The sequence below is a fragment of the Spiroplasma endosymbiont of Dasysyrphus albostriatus genome (assembly GCF_964019495.1).
Classification (GTDB): domain Bacteria; phylum Bacillota_I; class Bacilli_A; order Mycoplasmatales; family VBWQ01; genus Spiroplasma_E.
Genome location: NZ_OZ026447.1, coordinates 309378 through 331550, shown reverse-complemented (window position 1 = coordinate 331550; position 22173 = coordinate 309378). Strand labels below are relative to the sequence as shown.

General features: G+C 22.0%; 23 protein-coding genes. 2 read left to right on the top strand and 21 right to left on the bottom strand.

The window, feature by feature from the left end; all coding sequences use genetic code 4:
- Positions 1-29 precede the first annotated feature (29 nt).
- Positions 30-1190, top strand: a complete 1161-nt coding sequence (locus AACL11_RS02095; RefSeq protein WP_338987860.1) for an Mbov_0401 family ICE element transposase-like protein — start codon at positions 30-32, stop codon at positions 1188-1190.
- A 247-nt stretch (positions 1191-1437) separates the two neighbouring features.
- Here the strand turns inward: AACL11_RS02095 and AACL11_RS02090 are convergent, their stop codons facing one another.
- The 19 genes from AACL11_RS02090 to AACL11_RS02005 all read right to left on the bottom strand — a co-directional run bounded on the left by AACL11_RS02090 (position 1438) and on the right by AACL11_RS02005 (position 17945).
- Positions 1438-1836 (bottom strand): hypothetical protein, encoded by a 399-nt coding sequence (locus AACL11_RS02090; RefSeq protein WP_338987955.1) that lies wholly within the window; start codon positions 1834-1836, stop codon positions 1438-1440.
- Between the two features lie 201 nt (positions 1837-2037).
- Positions 2038-2748 carry a hypothetical protein gene (locus AACL11_RS02085; RefSeq protein ID WP_338987953.1) on the bottom strand — a complete coding sequence of 237 codons (711 nt, stop codon included), beginning with the start codon at positions 2746-2748 and terminating at the stop codon, positions 2038-2040.
- The gene (locus AACL11_RS02080; protein ID WP_338987952.1) at positions 2749-3873 is read right to left on the bottom strand and encodes a bifunctional folylpolyglutamate synthase/dihydrofolate synthase; all 1125 of its coding nucleotides are present in this window, start codon (positions 3871-3873) and stop codon (positions 2749-2751) included.
- Between the two features lie 18 nt (positions 3874-3891).
- On the bottom strand, positions 3892-4839 hold the full coding sequence (locus AACL11_RS02075) for a hypothetical protein (RefSeq protein ID WP_338987951.1): 948 nt from the start codon (positions 4837-4839) through the stop codon (positions 3892-3894).
- A 110-nt stretch (positions 4840-4949) separates the two neighbouring features.
- A complete protein-coding gene (locus AACL11_RS02070) occupies positions 4950-5621 on the bottom strand; it encodes a uracil-DNA glycosylase (RefSeq protein WP_174481457.1) in 672 nt (223 codons plus the stop codon).
- Between the two features lie 12 nt (positions 5622-5633).
- On the bottom strand, positions 5634-6107 hold the full coding sequence (locus tag AACL11_RS02065; protein WP_252320439.1) for a 23S rRNA (pseudouridine(1915)-N(3))-methyltransferase RlmH: 474 nt from the start codon (positions 6105-6107) through the stop codon (positions 5634-5636).
- The gene (locus tag AACL11_RS02060) at positions 6107-6919 is read right to left on the bottom strand and encodes a hypothetical protein (RefSeq protein WP_252320437.1); all 813 of its coding nucleotides are present in this window, start codon (positions 6917-6919) and stop codon (positions 6107-6109) included. Before AACL11_RS02060 ends, AACL11_RS02065 begins: the two co-directional genes overlap by 1 nt.
- Positions 6920-7138: 219 nt before the next feature.
- Positions 7139-7309, bottom strand: a complete 171-nt coding sequence (locus tag AACL11_RS02055) for a hypothetical protein (protein ID WP_338987949.1) — start codon at positions 7307-7309, stop codon at positions 7139-7141.
- 70 nt (positions 7310-7379) lie between these two features.
- Positions 7380-7478, bottom strand: a complete 99-nt coding sequence (locus AACL11_RS10520; RefSeq protein WP_422397941.1) for an ankyrin repeat domain-containing protein — start codon at positions 7476-7478, stop codon at positions 7380-7382.
- A 181-nt stretch (positions 7479-7659) separates the two neighbouring features.
- The gene (locus AACL11_RS02050) at positions 7660-9894 is read right to left on the bottom strand and encodes a hypothetical protein (protein WP_338987947.1); all 2235 of its coding nucleotides are present in this window, start codon (positions 9892-9894) and stop codon (positions 7660-7662) included.
- A gap of 223 nt (positions 9895-10117) precedes the next feature.
- Positions 10118-11737: a lysine--tRNA ligase gene (locus AACL11_RS02045; RefSeq protein ID WP_252319084.1), complete on the bottom strand. Its 1620-nt coding sequence runs from the start codon at positions 11735-11737 to the stop codon at positions 10118-10120.
- Between the two features lie 332 nt (positions 11738-12069).
- Complete coding sequence (locus AACL11_RS02040; protein ID WP_338988469.1) at positions 12070-12939, bottom strand: IS3 family transposase; 870 nt, start codon at positions 12937-12939, stop codon at positions 12070-12072.
- Positions 12940-12966: 27 nt separating this feature from the next.
- Complete coding sequence (locus tag AACL11_RS02035) at positions 12967-13980, bottom strand: IS3 family transposase (RefSeq protein ID WP_338986622.1); 1014 nt, start codon at positions 13978-13980, stop codon at positions 12967-12969.
- Between the two features lie 190 nt (positions 13981-14170).
- Positions 14171-15607 carry a hypothetical protein gene (locus AACL11_RS02030; protein ID WP_338987945.1) on the bottom strand — a complete coding sequence of 479 codons (1437 nt, stop codon included), beginning with the start codon at positions 15605-15607 and terminating at the stop codon, positions 14171-14173.
- On the bottom strand, positions 15558-15956 hold the full coding sequence (locus tag AACL11_RS02025) for a hypothetical protein (RefSeq protein ID WP_338987944.1): 399 nt from the start codon (positions 15954-15956) through the stop codon (positions 15558-15560). The genes AACL11_RS02030 and AACL11_RS02025 overlap by 50 nt, the downstream gene beginning before the upstream one ends.
- On the bottom strand, positions 15919-16419 hold the full coding sequence (locus AACL11_RS02020; RefSeq protein ID WP_338988468.1) for an IS630 family transposase: 501 nt from the start codon (positions 16417-16419) through the stop codon (positions 15919-15921). Before AACL11_RS02020 ends, AACL11_RS02025 begins: the two co-directional genes overlap by 38 nt.
- Positions 16420-16447: 28 nt before the next feature.
- Positions 16448-16807 (bottom strand): helix-turn-helix domain-containing protein, encoded by a 360-nt coding sequence (locus AACL11_RS02015; protein ID WP_338973555.1) that lies wholly within the window; start codon positions 16805-16807, stop codon positions 16448-16450.
- 322 nt (positions 16808-17129) lie between these two features.
- The gene (locus AACL11_RS02010; protein WP_338987943.1) at positions 17130-17804 is read right to left on the bottom strand and encodes a hypothetical protein; all 675 of its coding nucleotides are present in this window, start codon (positions 17802-17804) and stop codon (positions 17130-17132) included.
- An 18-nt stretch (positions 17805-17822) separates the two neighbouring features.
- Positions 17823-17945 carry a hypothetical protein gene (locus tag AACL11_RS02005; protein ID WP_255495924.1) on the bottom strand — a complete coding sequence of 41 codons (123 nt, stop codon included), beginning with the start codon at positions 17943-17945 and terminating at the stop codon, positions 17823-17825.
- A gap of 277 nt (positions 17946-18222) precedes the next feature.
- Here AACL11_RS02005 and AACL11_RS02000 point away from each other — a divergent pair, with 277 nt between their 5' ends.
- The gene (locus AACL11_RS02000; RefSeq protein ID WP_252319108.1) at positions 18223-19467 is read left to right on the top strand and encodes an ISNCY family transposase; all 1245 of its coding nucleotides are present in this window, start codon (positions 18223-18225) and stop codon (positions 19465-19467) included.
- A gap of 162 nt (positions 19468-19629) precedes the next feature.
- On the opposite strand, the gene AACL11_RS01995 is transcribed toward AACL11_RS02000, so the two are convergent.
- On the bottom strand, positions 19630-20514 hold the full coding sequence (locus AACL11_RS01995; protein WP_338986545.1) for a hypothetical protein: 885 nt from the start codon (positions 20512-20514) through the stop codon (positions 19630-19632).
- 628 nt (positions 20515-21142) lie between these two features.
- A complete protein-coding gene (locus AACL11_RS01990; RefSeq protein ID WP_338986622.1) occupies positions 21143-22156 on the bottom strand; it encodes an IS3 family transposase in 1014 nt (337 codons plus the stop codon).
- Between the last annotated feature and the right edge of the window lie 17 nt (positions 22157-22173).

Sequence of the window (22173 nt, the reverse complement as noted above, 5' to 3'; positions counted from 1 at the left end):
ATTATTTAAAAAAGAAAGGAACATTAAAAATGTTTATATTACCATTCCCTAATCATTTTGATTGAGACAAACACTATTTTAATCAAGATGAATTAAATTTACAACAAACAGAAGAATTATTTGCAAAAATAGATGATTATTTATGAAGTATATGTGATAAATCTGAATATAAATCATATAGATTTAGAAAAAGAAAATTAAAAACAAAAAAAGGTTTATTAAATTATAAACGACGTATTTGTATACATTATAACCCAAAAACACAAAAAAAAGAATTTGTTTCATTGCTAGATAACTATCTTGGTGTTAAAAAGTATAGTAAATTAGCACCAGATGTTATTAAACAAATTTTAAAATATTTTGCTGATGATAAAAAATATCGTGATGTTTGTGATACTTTTATTGAAGATTTAATAAGTAATAGTACAGTTTGTAGAACATATCAAAAATTTGAATTACCAAAAGCAAATATCCCTAAAATACTATTGCAACCAAATCAAACTTTATATATAAATATTGATGATGGACATAGAAAATTTAAGTTTAATGAAAAACACAATACTAAAAATTGTAAAAAATGTTCTATGAGATTATTAGTATTTTGTACTGGTAAAAAGAAAAATGGAAAATTAATTAATAAAAGAGCAGTTTGTAAAATAAGAGTATCAAAAACAGAAATTGGCGCAGAAAAAACAGCTAAATTTATTCAAAAATATGGTCATTTATATTTTGAAAACTTTGACCAAGCAAATTTAATAGTTTGTGGCGATAGTGCAAAATGAATTAGAAAAACTGCTATAATTTTAAATGCTAAATTTATTTTAGATAAATTCCATGCTTTTCATGTTTTATTTCTTGGGATAATGGCAGGAAGAAAAAAAGATAAAATTGCTAATTTACACTATCAAAATGCAATAAATTTATTTGCAAAAGGTCAATATTATGAATTAATTGAATTTTTACAGTTATTAACTTTAAAATATAAAAAATTAAAAGTTGGTTATTTTATTAATGCCAAAGATGGTGTATTAAACCAAGCATTAGTTGAAAATATTGGTTGCTTTACTGAAACTAATATTAAACAAATTTTAAAGCATATGATTGGTGATAGAACTTATAACATTGATATGTATACAAAAATGGTTAATTTTAAATGCTATCAAATAAACACAGCAGTACAATTATTATAAAATAAAAATCCCTAATTAAGGGATTTGCCTAAGAGACCACGTACTTTACATACGCTTAGTAATCATAACGGTATACGGTTTATCTTAAAGGACTTTATTACATTATAACATATTAAAAACTTATTAAATTAAATTTTAATAAGAATTTTTGAGTTATAAAATTAAGTATTATTGTTGACTAATATTTTTCAAGTGTTAAGATTAACATACAATTGCATATTGAAGTCAAAATTATTCTCGTCTAACTTTATAATTTTAAGACAAATTTGAATATTATTGACAACATCGGTACGCTCCCAATTTTTTTAAAATTAGTAATAGTACAAGATAAAGAAACTTCGTTTTTATAAGTACCTTTACCATTAATAATAATTTTTGTAGTGTCAATAAAACTTTTAATATCAAAATCATCTTCAGTTAGATCAATTGCTTCTTTATTTTTATCTTTAATGGCTTTTAAAATTTCAGATTTATTTGGTTTGTCCAATTGACCAATGTAAATAATACCTAATTCCTTTTTAATAATAACTGTATTTAAATCAGTTTTTTCTACTGGTGAAGGTCTTTCTCCACCACAAGTGACGACACTTATACTTGTTACTCCAATTAAAGTTACTACTGCTAGACTACTTAGTAATTTCTTCATATATCTTTACCACCTAATCTTTAATTATTTTAATACAATCATTTTACATGATTTCTATATCAATAAAAATAAACATGCTATTAAAATTAAAATAGTAATATTAAAAAATTACTATTAATTTAATATATTCTCAATAAAGAGATAAATTTAAAAATGTTACAAAAAATATCAGAAATTTTAATTAAATAATTATTTTTTGGTTTATTCTTCAGGTACTCTATTATATTGTAAAGATTGCGGATCTGTAGCGAAATAATATTTTTTAAATTGATTTTCTAAATTTAAAGTTTTCTTTAATGCAGAATAACAAGTAATAATTAAAAAAACATTAACCGTTAAATCAATAGGATATTTTATAACTCTTAATGGAAAATACATTAATCATAAAGGTGGTAATCCAGGAAATAATATTTTTAATGCAATAGGATCAGTACCAGTAATAATTAATGAAGTAATAGCATAAGCAATTGGCAAATATCAATAAATTGTCTTTTTACTATAATAAATTTTACTAAAATTTAATACTAAATAGTAAGGTAATATACATCATAAAATACTAGTAAAAGTAAAAAATAAACATGGTGATGCACCACTAGTACTAAATAATAAACCTAAAAAATCACTGGCAATACCACTAAGAAACCCTAATATTCCACCACAAAAGAAACCTATTAAAACTAATATAAAATTACCCAATTTAATTTCAAAATATTTAGAAAATGGTAAACTTTTTAACATTAAAGCACCTGTTGTATTTAAAAAAACAGCTAATGCTAACATTATTCCACTTAAGCAAATAAATTTTATTTGCTTTATCTTTTTTTTATTATCTTTATAATCAAAAACTGTGATCAATAAAAAAGTAATTAAAATTAACAGTCCACTAATTATATTCAATAACAACACATTCATTTAATTACCACCCTTTTTTATCATAATTATTTTCTTTGTTCTTAAATAATTATAAACATCTGCCAAAAAATAACAAGAACCCGTAATTAAAATTATTTTATGAGGGCTACATTCAATCATTTTTTGATAATCAAAAAATTCACCAGTAATACTATTTAAATTACTATTACTACAAATAATAATATTATCTGAGACTTTTTTTAAACAACTAATTAATTTTTGTGGATATTTATTTTTTAAACAAGAAAATATAATTTGTTGAGGAATAATTTTATTAATTTTTAGCGTTTTAATTAATGCTTTAATACCATCAATATTATGAGTAGCATCAAAATAAATAGTTTTATCATTAATTTGATATTTCTCAAATCGTAATCTAATATTAGTATCATTAATGATTTTTAAAGCTTGTTTAATATTAATTTCTAAAAATGTTTTTGAAATTACTGTTAAAACTAATTTTTTATTTTCTTGATAGTATGGTTGGTTGATTAATCTTGGAGAATATATAGGTTTATAACCTTCCATATCAATTTGCTTTTTTAATTTATTATTTAAATTACCTGAAATAAAAAGATTTTTTGTCATTGGTTTTACTATTCCCAATTTTTGATGTAATATTTCAGATGTAGTTTTACCAAGTCTATCTTGATGATCTTTACCAATTGAAGTGATAATAGCATATGTTGCATCAATGATATTTGTAGGATCAATTTTTCCACCAATCCCAACTTCAATTATTGCTCATTGCACATTTTGTTCTTGAAAATAAATTAATGCAATTAAAGTTAAAATACCAAAAAAACCTAATTGATAATATTCAATATCATCAAAAATCAAGTCTCTAATACGAACTAAATCTTGATTACTAATCATTCTATCATTAACAATAATTCGTTCATTAACAAACTCAATATGGGGAGAAGTAAACAAACCAATTTTTTGTTTTAAGGTTTGTGATAATATAGCAAAAATTAAACGCGATACTGAACCTTTACCATTTGTTCCAGTTACATGAATATACTTAATATTATTGTTTAAATATTTTGGACTAATAATTTTTAATTTTTTTAAACAATCTTTATTTGAATATTTAGATATTTTTTTAAAAAATTCTTCATTCATATTTTTAAAATCCTTTATTTAATAATTATTATTATCAATATTAATTAAAGGATTAACGGTTCTTCAAGTCACATAAATTATAATTGAATTAATTATAATTTTAAGAGGTGCTTGCACAATTCTCATAATTGCTGTTACTCCATAATCCTTGGCATTAGGAACAAATAAAGTCATATCAGCATAGGAGGCTATAAGCACTGTTGTTACATACTCAGCTACTACCGCTAATAAAATAATTGGTAAAATTTCTTTAATTCTATAAATTTCTTTTTTCAATAAATAATAAAATAAAACACTATAAATACTTAATAGGCCAATAATGCCACCACCACCCATAATACTAGCCAGAACATATTTATTAACAATAATTCCTGACATAGAATATGATGATTGCTTACCTGAAATAACAATATACATGCCGCCACCAGCAAAGAAAATAATAAAAAAATTAATTAAAGCAAAAATAACTCATGGATAATCTTTTAGTTTTACTTTAAATATTCCAGCAATTCCTGCCAAAAAACCAGTAAAAATAATACAAAACATATAATAAACGCTAATATATGAAGGAACAAATAACATTACTAAAATATCTGTTACTGCAGCACAAATAATACCTATAATTGGACCAAACATATAACCGGTTATTTTAATCATTAAACCCTCAAAAGCAATTCTAATTGGTGGTAATACTGTAATGGGTATCGTAATAGAAACAATAATAGTTGCCACAACTGATACTGAAGATAACATTGTTATATAAGCAATATTTTTAGTAGTAAAACGAACACCTTTATATTTATCTTTACGAAATCATTTTCAAAAACTATTCATTAAAATATATGCTAACATTATGCTACTTAAAGTAATAATTAAATAAATAGCTGTAGATCTACTAAATAAATTTAAGGTATTTAAATCATATCGTTGAGAAAATATGTGATTAAATATTAAATTATTGGGCATTTAAATAACCACCATTCCCGAAATATTCTTTAAAACTATATTAATTTTAACAAATATATCATAACATTGTTTGCTTAAATACATATAATAAAATTAGTATTTTTTTATTTTTATCACTTAATGGGAGTTTTATTTTTTGAAATCAATCAATTATTAGTTTTGCTAAATGGTCTTGAATTAAAAAAACCATTATAAGCACTTAAAGGTGAAGGATGTGCACTCTCAATAATAAAATGTTTTTCTGTATCAATTAGCATTTTTTTATTTCTTGCATTTTTACCTCATAAAATAAAAACAAGATTAGTACAGTTTAAATTTAAAAATGATAAAACATGATCAGTAAAAGTTACTCATTGATATTGTAAATGACTATTAGGTTGACTTTGTCTGACAGTTAAAGTTGTATTTAAAAGCAAAACTCCCTGTTTAGCTCAAGTTGTTAAATTACCATCATTATCTTTTTCAATATTTAAATCATTTTTTAGTTCTTGAAAAATGTTTTTTAAACTTGGTGGTAATGGAGTATTTGTTTGAACACTAAATGCTAAGCCATGAGCTTGATTTGGCTGATGATAAGGATCTTGACCTAATATTATTACTTTAACCTTTGATAAAGGAGTTATTTTAAAAGCTTGAAATATTTCTTCTCATTGAGGATAACAAAGATAAGTTTGATATTCCTTTTTAATATCTTCTAATAATTTAGTAAAATATGCTTCTTTATATTCTTGTTGAAAAAATTCTAATCATGAGGAATCAACAAATAAAGTTTTATTATACATTTTTTTCACCTACTACTTATGATAACTTTGATTATTAAGTATTTGTAATGAACGATATATTTGTTCTAATAAAACAACATAACATAATTGATGAGGTAATGTTATTTTACCAAAGGAAATTTTAATTAAATTAATATTGTCTTTTAATATTTGTGCTACACCATTACTACCGCCAATAATAAAACCAATTTTACCTTGTTGATAAATTTGATTTTTATTAATCATCTGTGATAATTGTTCACTACTTATTAATTGTCCTGATAAATCTAATAAAAATCATTGATAATCATTATTCTTTGATATGTATTCGGTGATTTTATTAGTTTCAATTTTAATATTATTAGGAATTGAATTTAATTTAGATTCGATAATATTTTTTGTTTCAATATTAGTTCGCTTTTTAATTCGTTCTAAATAATCTTTGGCGGCTGATTTTCAATATGTTTGTGACAACTGGCCAATACAAACAATTTTAATATTTATCATTATAATTCTGAAAAAGCCATGTTATTTATTCTTTCATGAACCACTTTATCTGGGTTACGAAAATCAACATCACCCAAAGCTTTATCAATAGTATTTGGATTAATAATAACTATTTCTTTTTTATTTTTATCAACTCATAAACTAAAAATTACATCAATTTGAATATTAAAATCAATTTTAAAAGTCTTGTTCATTTTTGAATCTTTCATTATAAAGAATAAATGAATTCAACCTTTTTTAATAATGGTTTTATTTTTATCATCTTTAAAGTCAGTAATTTTTGGTGAAACAATACTAGTTTTAGCAACTTTTGAAGGGTTTTCTGCTTCTGTTGCTGTTTCATATGTAACATATCAATAACCATAATATTGCTGTTTAGATATATCATTATCAGTTAAACCAAAAACTAAAAGACTTCCATTTGCATCTTTACAACTAAATGGTTCATTCATTACTTTATCTGGATCATTATTAACATTATAATTAATACTCTCATAATTACCTGATTTATATTGGTCACTATTATAAAAATCCCTAGCGGCATCTGTAACTTCTAATGCATTACGATCAATTCTAATTTTGTCTGCTGCTAGTTGCATAAATGCAGCGAGTGGTTTGTATAAAAGTTTAGTATCATATTGATAGTATTTATTATAAACATAATCAACTAACGGATCACCTTCTTTGTTTGATGGCTCGTTTTCAAAATTTGTTTGAATTTTTGAACCATCTCCAGTACCACAAGCCACAATAGTACTCACAGAAGAAGAAAGTAAACTAAGTGTTGAAAATAAAGTGATTAATTTACGCATTTGATTGTTATTCTCCTTAAACTAAATAATAATTAAATATTCACTAAGAATTGTAACTTATTTTTTTATAAAAAGCAAAAGGAAATTCATATAGGTAAAAATACATTTTTTAAAATTAAAATATTAATGTTTATTTTAATATTTTAATAAAATTATTATTGTCATAAAAGGAATTAAAAATTATATATTTTTTTATCGTTGATAATTGCTTTTGCCAATCTATTTCATCTTTAAAAAATCAGATTTATTAATTTTTTGTTGAAATTTCATTGCTTCTTCATGTGTTGGTAATTTGTCTTTATTTTCTTTTAATATACTTTCATATGTTGATAATTTATCTTCATTTTGTTCTAAAATTTCTTCATCTAAAATATCGTTAGTATTTTGCATTAAAAAAAATTAAAAACTTCCAAATGATTATTTCAAACGACTAACATTAAAGCATTATGTCCATATTCATTTACTTGATAAAGATTTCATTATTATCTATTAAATACTTAACTATCTCTAAATCATTATCTTTGATAGCTAACATCAAAATAGTGAAACCATCTTTAATTTACATAATTTATACTAACAGCATTCCTAACTAATAATTTAACTTTTTCTAAGTTATTATTCATAATCACTTGTATTATTTTTTCATTTTTCTTATTAATAAATACTCTTTTTTTCTAATGTACTTTTTTTCTCTTTCTATAAATTAAACTTGATACAATAATAAATTTAATCTTATTAGTTTAAATTGTATTTAATATTTCTGCTTTTGTTTCCAAAGGTAATTGAGATTCTATTAAGCCCATATTCTCTCATTTTTGTTTGCTTGCATTTTTTGATTCTTCTGATAAAGGTTGCTGTAACTCTGGAATTTCAGTACTTATTAATTTTCATACTTCATTTAAAGATGTTAATTTTATTTCTTCTTCATTTAATTTTTCTAAGATTTTTTGTTCTTCTTTTTTTGAATTTTTTTTATTTAAACTATTTTTTAAATTATCACAATTTTCAGTAGTTTTTTTAATTTCCATTGCAAAAAAATCTCTAATATTTTCCAATGTTGTAGATAAATCTTTTACTTCATCTTCATGTAATTCCTTTATTGAAATTAATTTTTTTTCTAAATAATTTATTTGAAATTCTAGTTTTTCAATGGTTTTATTTTGTTCTTCAATTTTTTGATCTTGTCAACTAGGTTTCTCATTTTCTTCATTTATTTCGGTTTGGATTTCAATACTTACTAATTTTGATTGATTAATTGTTCTTAAAGACTCCTGAATTTTTTCTTTTTTTTCTCTAATTGCGTTTTCTATTATTTCTTTTTCTTTTAATTTAAAATTAATTTCTAAAGTTGTGAAATCATCTTTAAATTCATTTTCTATTTTTTCATTTTCTTCTCTTATGTTTTCTAAATTATTTTGAACGTTAAAATTTTCATTAAATTTTTTAATACTATCAGCATTTTGTTCTCAATAATTTTCAATAATCTTAATAAATTCCATATTTTCTAATTTATTAACTTCTTTTAAGAAATTAATAAATATTTTTTGATCTTTACTAATATTTTTAATTCATTTTTCTTTTATTTTTTTAAGTTCAAACATCATCGTATGTTTATTTTGCTTAAAAAAATCCTCAATTTTATTAATTTTATCTTCAATTTTTTTTATTTTTTTATCATTAATACTTAACTCAGTATCATGTCTTGTAATATTATCTTGTAACTCCGCAATATAATCATTCTTTTTCTTAATATCACTATTCTTTTTTTTAATCACTACATCTATTTCTTTTAAATATTGTTTTTTTCCTTTTTTATCATCTGAAATATTTGGAATAAATATTAGATTTTCAATATTATTTTTATTTTCTTCTAAATCTTGCAAGTAAGTAATTTTTTTAATTTTTATATTTTTCTTTCGTTTTTCTAAATTTTCAATTTGTTTTCTTTTTTCTGCTATCTCTTTCTCATGTATTCTAATTTGTTCTTTTTTTTCTTCTAATTCATTTTTAAATAATTCTATACTTTCTTTCACTTTATCTTTAGTTTTAATAATTTCTTCTTGTTCACTTATTAATTCTTTTTCTCGATCATTATATTTTTCAAATATATCATTGTATATTCTTTCTTCATTTTTAATAATTTTTTTAATATATCGGTTAAATATGTCATCTATTAATTCAAAGAAAAATACAAAATTTTTATCAAATTTACTTTTTAAATCTTTATCTTCATTTAAAATTAATTTATATTCATCTCCACTTTTCATTCTAAATGCTCAAAAAGATAAAATTAATTGAGTCATAACTTCTTCTTTAAAAAGGTTTTCAAAAATTTTCTCTTTTTTATTTTCTAATTCCTCATTTTTTTGATATAGCCTACGAATTTCTTTATCAATTTTTATTTTTAATTCTCGTGTTTTTTTTAAAAACTCTTTTTTATTTTCAAAAATGTTTAAATTTATTGTTTTTAAAAAAATAATATCATTACTTATTGTTTCACTTAAAAAATTAAAAAGATTAAAATAATCTGTGATTTCAGTAAACTCAGTACTATTTTGGCTAACTTTATTAATTTTATTTTGTTCAATTAATGTTTTATTTTTCTCCAAGGATAATAATTTTTCATTTTGTTCTTTAATTTTACTATCAAGTTCTATTAAAAAATAATCTAATTGTCTAATTAATTTTAAATTTTCTTTTTTTTCTCAAAAATAAGAAAAGAAATTATATTTTAAATCATTTCTTAATTCTTTAATTAATTTATCTAAATCAGTTTTTTTATTTTCTTTTAATTGAGTTAATGGTGCTGATGTACTTGGGTTTTCAAAATCAGTATCTTCTGAATTAGAAAAAAAATTATCTTTTTCATTGTATTCTTTAAAAAAATTCTTAAAAGTTTCAACAACTTCGTCTAAATTTTCATCAGTTAAAGGATAATTTCTAAATTTTTTTATTAATTGATTAAATCAAGGCATAAATCTTATTCTCCTAAATTTTATTTATAAAATAAAAAAACTAATTGTTTTTAAATAAAACAATGGGTTTGAAAACTTATATTTTTCAATCTTTTGTGTTAATAACAATAAAACGCTCCTTATTCTAAAGAACTATCTTGATTATAACTAATTAATTTATCTTTTTTTTAAAAAAAGATAAATTACTATTATATGTTTATATAATAAAAATTTATCACAAAAATTATTTTTCAGTTCTGGGTTTCATATGTGGAAATAATAATACATCTTTAATACTATTTTGACCAGTTATTAACATAACCAAACGATCAATACCAATGCCCAATCCACCTGTTGGTGGCATACCATATTCCAATGCTTCAACAAAGTCTAAATCCATAGTTGCTGCTTCATCATTACCACTATTTTTTTCTTTTACTTGCTCTTCAAAACGATTATATTGTTGCAAAGAATCATTTAATTCCGAATAAGCATTTGCATATTCTCTACCAGCAATAAATAATTCAAAACGATCAGTAAACTCTTTACTATTTTTATTTAATTTAGCAAGTGGTGAAATTTCAATTGGATAATCAAAAATAAAAGTAGGTTGAATTAAAGTTTCTTCAACAAAAGATTCAAAAAATAAATTAATAATATGACCAGTACTATTATAATGATCTGGAATATGAAGTTTATAATTTTTTGCAAGTTTTAATATAAGTTTAAATGTTTTATTTTTTTCAATATTTCTAATATTATCATCTTCAATATTATGATATTTTAAAATCATATCACTAATTTCTTGGAAAATTTTAGTAAACTCTTCATCTTTGATCATAGCTTTTTTAATTGAATCAATCATACTAATTTTTTTTCATGATTTTTCAAAATTTAATATATTTTCATCATATTCTAATGTTAATTTATTATGCACTGTATTAATTAAATGTTTTATACAAGACTCTGTTAAATCCATCATATATTTCATATCTTGATAGGCAACATAAATTTCAATAGTTGTAAATTCTGGATTATGTTTTTTACTCATACCTTCATTACGAAATAATCTACCAATTTCATAAACTTTTTCAAAACCACCAACTATTAATCTTTTTAAATGTAATTCAGTAGCAATTCGTAAATATAAATCAGTTTTTAATGTATTATGATGAGTAATAAAAGGTTTAGCGGCAGCACCACCATATACTTCTTGTAAAATAGGTGTTTCAACTTCTAAATAACCTTTATTATTTAAAAAACTTCTTAATTCATTAATAATTTGTGTACGTTGTAAAAATGTTTTTTTAGTTTCTTGATTCATAATTAAATCTACATATCTTCGTCGATAACGTTCTTCAATATCTGTTAAACCATGAAATTTATCTGGTAAAGGTCTAAGTGCTTTTGATAACATTACAATATCATAGACTTGAACTGTTAGTTCTCCTTTATTGGTTTTCATAACCTTACCTTTAATACCAAAAAAATCGCCTAAATCTGCATATTCTGCAAATCATTCAAATTTTTTTTGATTAACATATTCTGGTTTTAAATAAATTTGAAATTTACCTGTTTGATCTTGCAAATGAGCAAAGATTGAACCCTTTCCCATTTCTCTTTTTGTCATTAATCTACCTGCCATTTTAATTTGATCATTAGGTAAATTAGCAACAAATTTTGCTAACTCTTCTTTATTTTTATTTCTAAATTCGCTATTTAAAGTTTCACAATTATAATTTCTTTCTCAATTACGCCCATAAATATCATAATTTTGCTTATATAAATCTTGTATTTTTTGATATCTTAATGCTTCTTGCTCTGTCAAAATACGTCCATTAATTTCAAGTTTAGTTTCTTTCATTGTTTTCATCCTTTGTATTTAAAATAAGTATTTAAAATAAAAAAATTAAATTAAATAAGATTGTTTAGATTTATACATAATGATATCAATTTTCAATACCAAATTCTACTGTCAACAATTAATTTTAAATTTTATAATAAAACCCTTATATTTATAATAAGGATTAAAGTTTAATTTAAATATTTCTACTAATAGATATCTATAAAAATTAGAGATAATTTATTAAACATTTTTTACTTTCTAAATATTAATTTTGTATAAAATATGTTTTGTTAAAATATCACTTTTATTTATTTTTGGATGATAAAATGGAATGGCAACACTTTTTAGGACTATTTTTTGGTAGACATTTGTTGTTGATATTTAACTGGAGTTAAGTAGTTTAAAGTGCTGTGAATTCTTATATTGTTATATCAATTAATGTAATCAAATAATTCTAATTTTAATTGGATTAATGATGTAAAATTTTTATCATTAATAAATTCGGTTTTAAAAGTTTTAAAAGTTGCTTCAGCAACAGCATTATCATAAGGACAACCTTTTTTACTTAAAGAACGGTTAATGTTGAATGCTAGTAAAAGTTTATCAATAATTTTATTGTTAAATTCATTACCGCGATCACTATGAAATATTTGAATATCTTTTAAACAGCGATTTGATTGCATAAATGCTTGATGTACTAATGATGCATCTTTTTTAACTCCAACACTATGTCCGATAATTTCGCGGTTAAATAGGTCTATTAATAGGCAAATATAGTTTCACCTACCATTAACTTGTACATAAGTTAAATCACTAACACTAACTTCATTTTTAATCCTATTCTTAAATTTTCTATTAACAAGATTAGTTATTTGACTATCGTTAACTTTGTTATTATGATTTTTGAATGATAATTTAGTATATTTTGATATTAAATTATGTTCATTCATAATTTTTTTAATTTTTCTGCGCGATAAATAAATTTCTTGGTTTTCTAGAATTTTTTTTAATCTTCTAGTACCATAAACTTCTTTATTTTCTTTAAAAGCACTAATAACAGCTTCATCATAAATATTATTTTTGATTTTATTTTCTTTTTTCTTTAAATTAAAATAATATGTTGATTTAGATATTTTTAAAAAACGACACATTGTGCGAATTTTATATTTAGCTTTATTTTTGACAATAATTTCTATTTTCTGCCGGTGGTTAGCCCTAATTACTGGACCATATTTTGATAGATATTTCTAAATTTTTATTTGTAATATTGGTGGTTTTAAAAATTTAGAATGTATTCTTTCATAATTATAAAACATAACATATTGATTTACATCATTAATAGCTTCATTGATTGTTAAATATTGATTTGAGTCTTTAGGCAATCATTCTTGAGATAAATGTGAAAATCAATTTTCAGATATGACATTACCGCCAATATCATATGGTTGTTTTTTGCTTAAAATTATTTGTTTGTTTTTTGCTCATTTTGTAATTTCTTGACAATAAAATTCGTTGGCGTTATCTGAATGTAAAATAACGTTTTTTATTTGATTTCAAGAAAATTGGTTGTTTATTTTTTCAAGTGCAGGAAGAATTAAATCTTGATATGATTTATTTGAAAATGTATTATAACTAACAACATTATTTGAATAAAAATCAATAATTACAAAAAGATATAGTCAACCTTCTTTGGTGTTTATTTGTTTAGTATCCATTGATCAAATTTGATTTGAAGCGGTTGTACTTTTGTAATCTTTGTTTACTTTATCCATTGTAGGTATTCACTTATTTGGATTTTTTTTGTTTTTAGGATAGTTATTTTTAGTTTGTTTTAATCCTTGAATATTGTGTTTTTTCATAATTTTTCGCATTTGTTTTGTTGATAATTCTATATTTAAAATGATATTTTTCTCTTGTTTTAATCACTCTTTAAAAGCTGAAAAAATTCTTAAATATCCATAAATTCTACCTTTTCTTGTAGAATGAAATTCGATTAAAAGTTGGCATAATTCTTGATATTTATGATTGCAATTAATAATATGATTTTTTTCTTTTTTAATAAGTTTTTGTTTATTTTTTAAAAAGTAATATGTTGATCTGTTTAATTGAAGATATTGACATAAGTTTCTAATTGAATATTGATTTTTGCAATCATCGATAATTTTAATTTTTTCTTTGATATTTAATTTGTTAATTATTAATGCTATTTGTTTAATTTTATCCATTAATAAAAATCCTTTCAGGTCAAAATTAGTGTTCATTATATAACACAATTGTTTTTAGAATACATTCAGATTTTTTAAATTAATGGTCTAGTAAAAAGGGCTAAGTGGCCCCATCCAATATGGAGATTTTAATATTACTTTTACATCTTTATATTGTCAAATATCATTTTTACTAGGTTTTATTGGACTTGATTTTAATTCAAAATAATAAGGTAATAAAATCTTATTATCATCATTTAACCCTTTTATTTATTGATAATAATGAATAAATATATTTTGATAGCATAATAAATACTTGCTTAAATATTTGCATTTGTGGTAGATTTATATAATTTGGATAATCTAATTCTCATTGTCTAAACAAATTAGTAATTACTTCATCTGGTTTTTGTCCTTCAAATTTATCACGTAACTCTGCTATCTTGTTTGCTGGTTTATGTTTTTTTTCATCATATTCTGCACCATTAAAACCTCTATTGTAGTTATATGTGTAACTTAGCATATCTAATAATAATTGTTGTAAACTATCAATTGTTGGTTTATCACTTATTTCAACTTCAATATCATCAAATTTATCATATGTAGCAATACTTGTATATTCTTTTCCAATTGGACCACTCTGAATTTTTCATACTTCTTTATCTTTAAGTTCTTTCTTTTCTTTTAATGGTCATTCTCCAAAAGAATAAGAACTTAAAAAATATCCTAATCAAGCATGTGTAACTCTTGCGTTTTTAATTATTTCTTTTCTTGTTTCTTTACCACCACCAATAGCAATTAAATCTAAAACTGATTTTTCTTGTCCTATAAATTGTTTTGCTAATTTTCAAGGTAAGATTTGTTCACTAAATCATTGTTGTAATATTCTAACTTTTGGTTGAGTTTCAATAGGCATTGATAATAGCGGAAATGCTATCTTGTCTTTAACAAATAACTTAGGGTATACTTCCATATTGTCAACTTCACCAAGTACCTTTATATTGCCAAAAATCATGCTTCTAGGAGCTTTAATTTTTAAACCAGTTACTTTTGTATCTTTATCTAATGGTTTTTGTAATTTAATAATAATTGGATAACCATCTCTTGTTTTAAAATCTTTAATTTTAATAATAGTTATACTTTTAGTACTTCTAGTTTTTGGATTTTGATAAGGTTGTGAATAATTATTAATGATATATAAATTATCAATATTATTTTCAGTTAATGGTTCATTAATAGATACAGCATATAACTTAAATTGATTTAATAAATTTATTTCTTGAAATATTAAATTTTTAATATCAGTCATACTATATTCAATTGTATTATCATTAATATTTGTACTTGCTCTTTGATTTAATTGCATAGTAAAATCAGATGTTTCAACTGCAATAGTTTTTAATACTTTATTAATATCAATAAAACCAATTTTAATAGTATTTGCTGAAAATTTTAAAGTATTATTTTCATTATTTTTAAATAAACGTTCAATTTCATAAATATAAATTGTTCTTTTTTTAAATTCATAGTATGCTCTATTAATATCGGGGTCACTAGTTGCTCTCATCATATTAGTAAAGTCATAAGGAATATTATCAATTAAATAATCATTTTCTACTTCTGCTTGATTAAGTTTAGTTTGTTTCTGTGGAAACTTCGTTTGTGGTTTGTTGTTGTTTTCCATTGTTCTCTCCTATTAATTGGTTATTTTCGGGATTAAATAATTGTAGTTTAACTGTTAAATTATTAATTTCTTGTTCATCATTAATATTAAATGTTTTACTATTTAATAAATCTTTATCTAAATGTACTAATATTTGAATAAATTTAAGAATATCAATATTAAATTGTCATAATTTTTGTTCAATATAATTAATAGTTGAAATATTTACTGCTGTACTTTCGGGAACTGATTGTTGTGCAGATTTCTTTTGACTTGGTATATGAATACCACAACGTTTAAATATTTCATTAACATTTCAATCATATATATAGCTAACTAAAGTAATGTTTACTCATATCTTGAAAAACAAAATCAATCGCGTTTTTAATATTTGGTCAATAATTTGGTAATATTTTTCTTATATTATGTTTTATAGCAAATCAAAAATGTTCAATTGGATTTAAATTAGGAGAATATGGTGGAAGAAATAATAGTTTGCATCCAGCATTTTCAATTAATTGTTTTGTTGCTTTAGATTTATGAAACGTCGCATTATCTAAAACTATAATTTGTCCACATTTTAATACTGGAATTAGTATATTTTTAACATATGATTCAAAAATTTTACTATTGCAATGTCCTTCAAATGCTCATAGAGCTTTTAATTTACCTTTATTTAGTGCACCAATTATACTCATTCTCTTTATTTTATATGCAGGTTTATTATCAAATAATCTTTTACCTTTTTCAGACCAACCATATTTATAAAATTCATTATCATCAATTCCAGATTCATCAATATATACCAAATCTTCATTCATTATTTTCGCTATTTCTTTTAAAAAATCTTCTTGTTTATTTTTATCTCTTTGTTCATATAGAAAAGTTTTTTTTATATGTATAATTTAGTTTTTTGAAATAGTTATAAACTGTTTCTTTTGTCATATCACCAAATTTTTCAATTACTTTTTGAACTGTAACATCTTTATTTTCTGCTAAATAATTTTTTAATTCATCTAAATCCTTTATTTTGTGGCTATGTCCTTTTTGATAATTCAAAATTGGTTTTATATTTCCGGTTTTTTGCTTTCTTTTTCTTCATAAAAATAAAGTCTTTCTAGTGATATTGAACACTTTACAAATTTCTTTAATTTTCATGTTTTTACTTTCATAAACTTCTATTACTTTTCTTCGTAAGTCCTCACTGTATGGTTTTGGCATAATTTAATCTTCCTAATCTATTTTAATTATTGCTGAATTATACTTGTAAGTGCAAGAATTGTTTAAATTACATATTATTATTTTACATTATTTATGAGTAAACATTACTTTCGTTAGCTATATCAGTTAAATTTTTACCTTTAAAATTACTATTTGTCATATTAATATTTTCATTTTGTTCATTATTATCTCCACCACTTTTAAATATATAGTTTTTAGTAACTAATGTTCTTACTGCTTCTTCTAATGCTGATTGAACATTACCATAAGTTTGATTAAAAATAAATTTAGGTGAGTTTAAAATAGTATCTAAAACAATTTGTTAATAAATAACATCTAATGCTTTAATTTTATCCATTACTTTATTACAATCTGCTAACTCATTTGCTTTATTTCTCATAATTGCTATTGGTATATAGTTAATATTTAGTGTTTGTTCTTGTGCTAAATTACAGTTATTAATGAATGATTTAAAATCTAGTGGAAATTGTTTTTTACTATCATTAATACTATAAATTGCACGATTAATAGTTACTTGTTCATTATTTAATGTATAAACTTCAAATAATCTTACAATTTGTGCATTTTGTTCATAACTATCATAAAAAATAGTACATTGAATTAATTTACCAGTAATATCATAAACTCTTTGTTGTATATCAACTACTTGAAAATATAAGTCATCATTTGCAATAAAAATTAAATAACCACTAATTCCTAATTTGCTTAATTTAAAAATAGAATTTCAATTTTTTCTATAAAATTCTTGTTGAATTAAATATTGTTTAATAGTTTCATTATTAATATCTAATGGAGCATTATATAAATTAGCATTATTTTCTGCTACAAAATCAGTAAAATATGTTTCATGATTAAAATTATTAAAACCAAAATAACTTAAAATAGAAGCATGTGTACTTTTACCTTTTAAAAAAGTTAATTTAGTTTTTTCTTCATTATTAGTACTTTTATCTTTTCTTAAAAATCTACTTAACATAATATTCACCACCTTTTTTTAAAATATTTGATTAATTTTTAATATAATTTTTACAATAATAAATATAATTAAACCTGCTGTTGCTGATGATAAAATAACTCCAATTAAACCTAAAATAATTTTTATAATTTTAAAAAACATAATATTATTCCTGTAATTCTTCTAATTTTTTAAAAATATAATCTCTACCCATACCCCACATTATTCTATTGTTATAAATATTAATTTCAGTTTGTTGGTTATTGTTATTATTTGCTATTCATAAACTACTTTTTACAACGCTTGTATCTAATTGATAATAAAAATTAATTATTTGTCAACTATAATTTTTATTATGTCATTATTTAGTGATAATTTCCTATTAGTTATCGAGTGAAAATTTCCCAAAAAGTGAGGTTAAATATACTTGGTGATAAATATGGAAAGAAGCATGACTATGAAAGAAAAATATAAATATAAAATTATAAATGACATTATTATTAATAAATTATCTAAACATCAGGCCAAGAATAAACTTAACCTAACTATTAGAAGAATTAACCAATTAATTAAAATTTTCAATAGAGAAGGTAAAGTTGGTTTTATTCATAAATCTAGAAATAAAATTTCTAATAAAGTAACAAAAATTGAAATCAAAAATAAAATTATAAACTTATATAAAACAAAATATTATAATTTTAATTTTCAACATTTTCATGAAAAAATAATTAGTGAAGAAAAAATTAAAATTTCATATAGCACACTTTATACTATATTAATCAAAGAAAAAATTATTTCACCAAAAAGACATAAAAATAAAAAAAATAACTTACATCCAACTAGAAATCGTAGAACAAATTTTGGTGAATTAATTCAAATGGATGCAAGTAATCATCATTGATTTGGTAATGATAAACCAAAAGCATTTTTACATGCTGCAATTGATGATGCTACAGGAAATATTGTTGGACTATGATTTGATCATCAAGAAACATTAGATGGTTATTATAATGTTTTTTATCAAATTTTAACTAAATATGGCATACCAAAAACATTTTATACTGATAACAGAACAGTTTTTGGATATAAGAAAAAAATTGATGCAGGAAATATAAATACAGAAAATGATACTTATACTCAATTTCAAAAGTGCTGTAATGATTTAGGTGTTGAAATAATTAGAACTTCAATTCCACAAGCTAAAGGTAGAATCGAACGCTTATTTGGAACGCTTCAAAGTCGATTAATTAGTGAACTTAGACTTAATAAAATTAAAAATTTAAAAGAAGCTAATCAATTTCTTAAAATATACATAAGTATTTTTAATAAACAATTCGGTTTTCCTATTGATGATAATAAATCTGCTATGATTAAAGCTCCTATACAAGAAGAAATAAATATTTATCTTTCAAGATTTTCTAAAAGAAAAACAGATAGTGGTTCAACTATAACATACTATGGTAAAAAGTATTTTTCTTATAAAAATAATAAAGTTCAATATATACAACCCAGAACTGACGTAATTGTACTTAAATCGTTTATTAATGAGTTATATCTTAGTTATAATAATCAAATATATCAACTAAAAGAAATACCACTAAAGCCAATTATCAAAGAAGATTTGATAAAAACTAAAAAAGTTTATATACCAAATAAAGACCATCCTTGAAGATATGGTTATTAATAATACATAATTAAAATTAGGCAAAAAATAGAATTCTATAAGAGATTTTATTTTTTGAATACTAAATCATATAAATTTTTAAATCATTTGTATATGAGCAAATTTGGTGTCTTAAAATTAATTTTAAATATATAAAGATATTACAATTGTAATATCTCGTTTTTAAATTTGTGGCAAGCTTGGTTTATATCCGCTTGTTGAAGATTGAACTTGTAAATCTGTTGAATTTATTTCTGAAATATTTAAATTTGATTCCATTTTGTTATTTAGATTTAATTTTCCATAAATTGCTAAACTTAAGACATCATTACACATATCTAAAATAGTTTTATTAATAAATTTAGCAAAACTTTTTTCTTCTGCAATAGAACCATCACCACTTCCCTTATAAGTTGCATTCAAATCTAAATTCGTATTTGTCAAATCAATTCCATATAAATATCATTCTTTGGTGCTGATTTTGTTTGCATAATGTTTTCCTAAATAGTAAATTTTGTCTTTTTTGTTAGTAACATTAATGCCAGTTTCTTCTCACATTTCATCAATAACTGTTTGATAATGAGTCTTATTTTCAACTCCACCAGTTATAGTGCTATATTCACCTATTTGCTTATTTTTAAATAATGGATTGTATTCTTTATTTAATAAATAATGATATTCATTATCTTTTAAAACATAGGGCAAAATGGCAACTCCTTTATTATTATTTCAAGGTTCTTCAACACCACAGTAAAAGTCTTCTTTAATTAATTTTACAAAAGTAGTTCCTCCATTTGTACATGTACCATTAAAAAATTCTAAATTTTCTAAACCACCATTAACATGTCTTTTTTTATTATACTTTTTATGACGATGTTTATGATTAAAAATTTCAGGTTGTTTTAAATTAATTGGTAGTTGTTGTAAATTAGTTAATGATTCTTGTAAAGTTATTGAGTTAGTTAATGATTTTATTGGCATAGATTGTACTTTTTGTTTTTCATTATGAAATAAAGGAATACTTAATATTCATAATTTAAATAAATAACTTGGATTAAAATATTTCATTTTAATACCTCTTTCAAAATAAGAATTAATAAAAATATATCTAAAATTATATATTGATTTTAACATTTTTTTTAATTTTGTAGAAAAATAGTGATATTGATAAAATTTAATTTTAATTAATGATTTTGGGAAATTTTTACTCGATATTGACACTATAATTTTTATTATTTTCTTTAGTTGTATAATCACCATAACTTATATATATTCTATAATGTGTTTTATCTTTAAATATATATTTTATATAATTTTGATTATTATTATTTTTATCTATTATAACTTCTCCTACTTCTTTTCATTGTGGAATACGTGGTGTTGGAGGTTCTATATATTCAATATCTCAATTATTTTCTTCTATTTCATTTGTTTCTAAACTTTTTGAATTAATTTTAATTGGTTTATCTATATTAATTACACTTGGTGAAGTAATATCTAATGTATTACTAGTAATTTGGTAAGTATTTTCCTTTAATTCTTCAAAACTAAATATAGCACCACCATCAATTTCACATTTAATAAATAAACTTCACTTATTAGATTTAGTATAATCAGCATTAAGAATTAAAGAAGCATCTTTATTATCAATTTGGTGGTTAGCCCTAATTACTGGACCATATTTTGATAGATATTTCTAAATTTTTATTTGTAATATTGGTGGTTTTAAAAATTTAGAATGTATTCTTTCATAATTATAAAACATAACATATTGATTTACATCATTAATAGCTTCATTGATTGTTAAATATTGATTTGAGTCTTTAGGCAATCATTCTTGAGATAAATGTGAAAATCAATTTTCAGATATGACATTACCGCCAATATCATATGGTTGTTTTTTGCTTAAAATTATTTGTTTGTTTTTTGCTCATTTTGTAATTTCTTGACAATAAAATTCGTTGGCGTTATCTGAATGTAAAATAACGTTTTTTATTTGATTTCAAGAAAATTGGTTGTTTATTTTTTCAAGTGCAGGAAGAATTAAATCTTGATATGATTTATTTGAAAATGTATTATAACTAACAACATTATTTGAATAAAAATCAATAATTACAAAAAGATATAGTCAACCTTCTTTGGTGTTTATTTGTTTAGTATCCATTGATCAAATTTGATTTGAAGCGGTTGTACTTTTGTAATCTTTGTTTACTTTATCCATTGTAGGTATTCACTTATTTGGATTTTTTTTGTTTTTAGGATAGTTATTTTTAGTTTGTTTTAATCCTTGAATATTGTGTTTTTTCATAATTTTTCGCATTTGTTTTGTTGATAATTCTATATTTAAAATGATATTTTTCTCTTGTTTTAATCACTCTTTAAAAGCTGAAAAAATTCTTAAATATCCATAAATTCTACCTTTTCTTGTAGAATGAAATTCGATTAAAAGTTGGCATAATTCTTGATATTTATGATTGCAATTAATAATATGATTTTTTTCTTTTTTAATAAGTTTTTGTTTATTTTTTAAAAAGTAATATGTTGATCTGTTTAATTGAAGATATTGACATAAGTTTCTAATTGAATATTGATTTTTGCAATCATCGATAATTTTAATTTTTTCTTTGATATTTAATTTGTTAATTATTAATGCTATTTGTTTAATTTTATCCATTAATAAAAATCCTTTCAGGTCAAAATTAGTGTTCATTATATAACACAATTGTT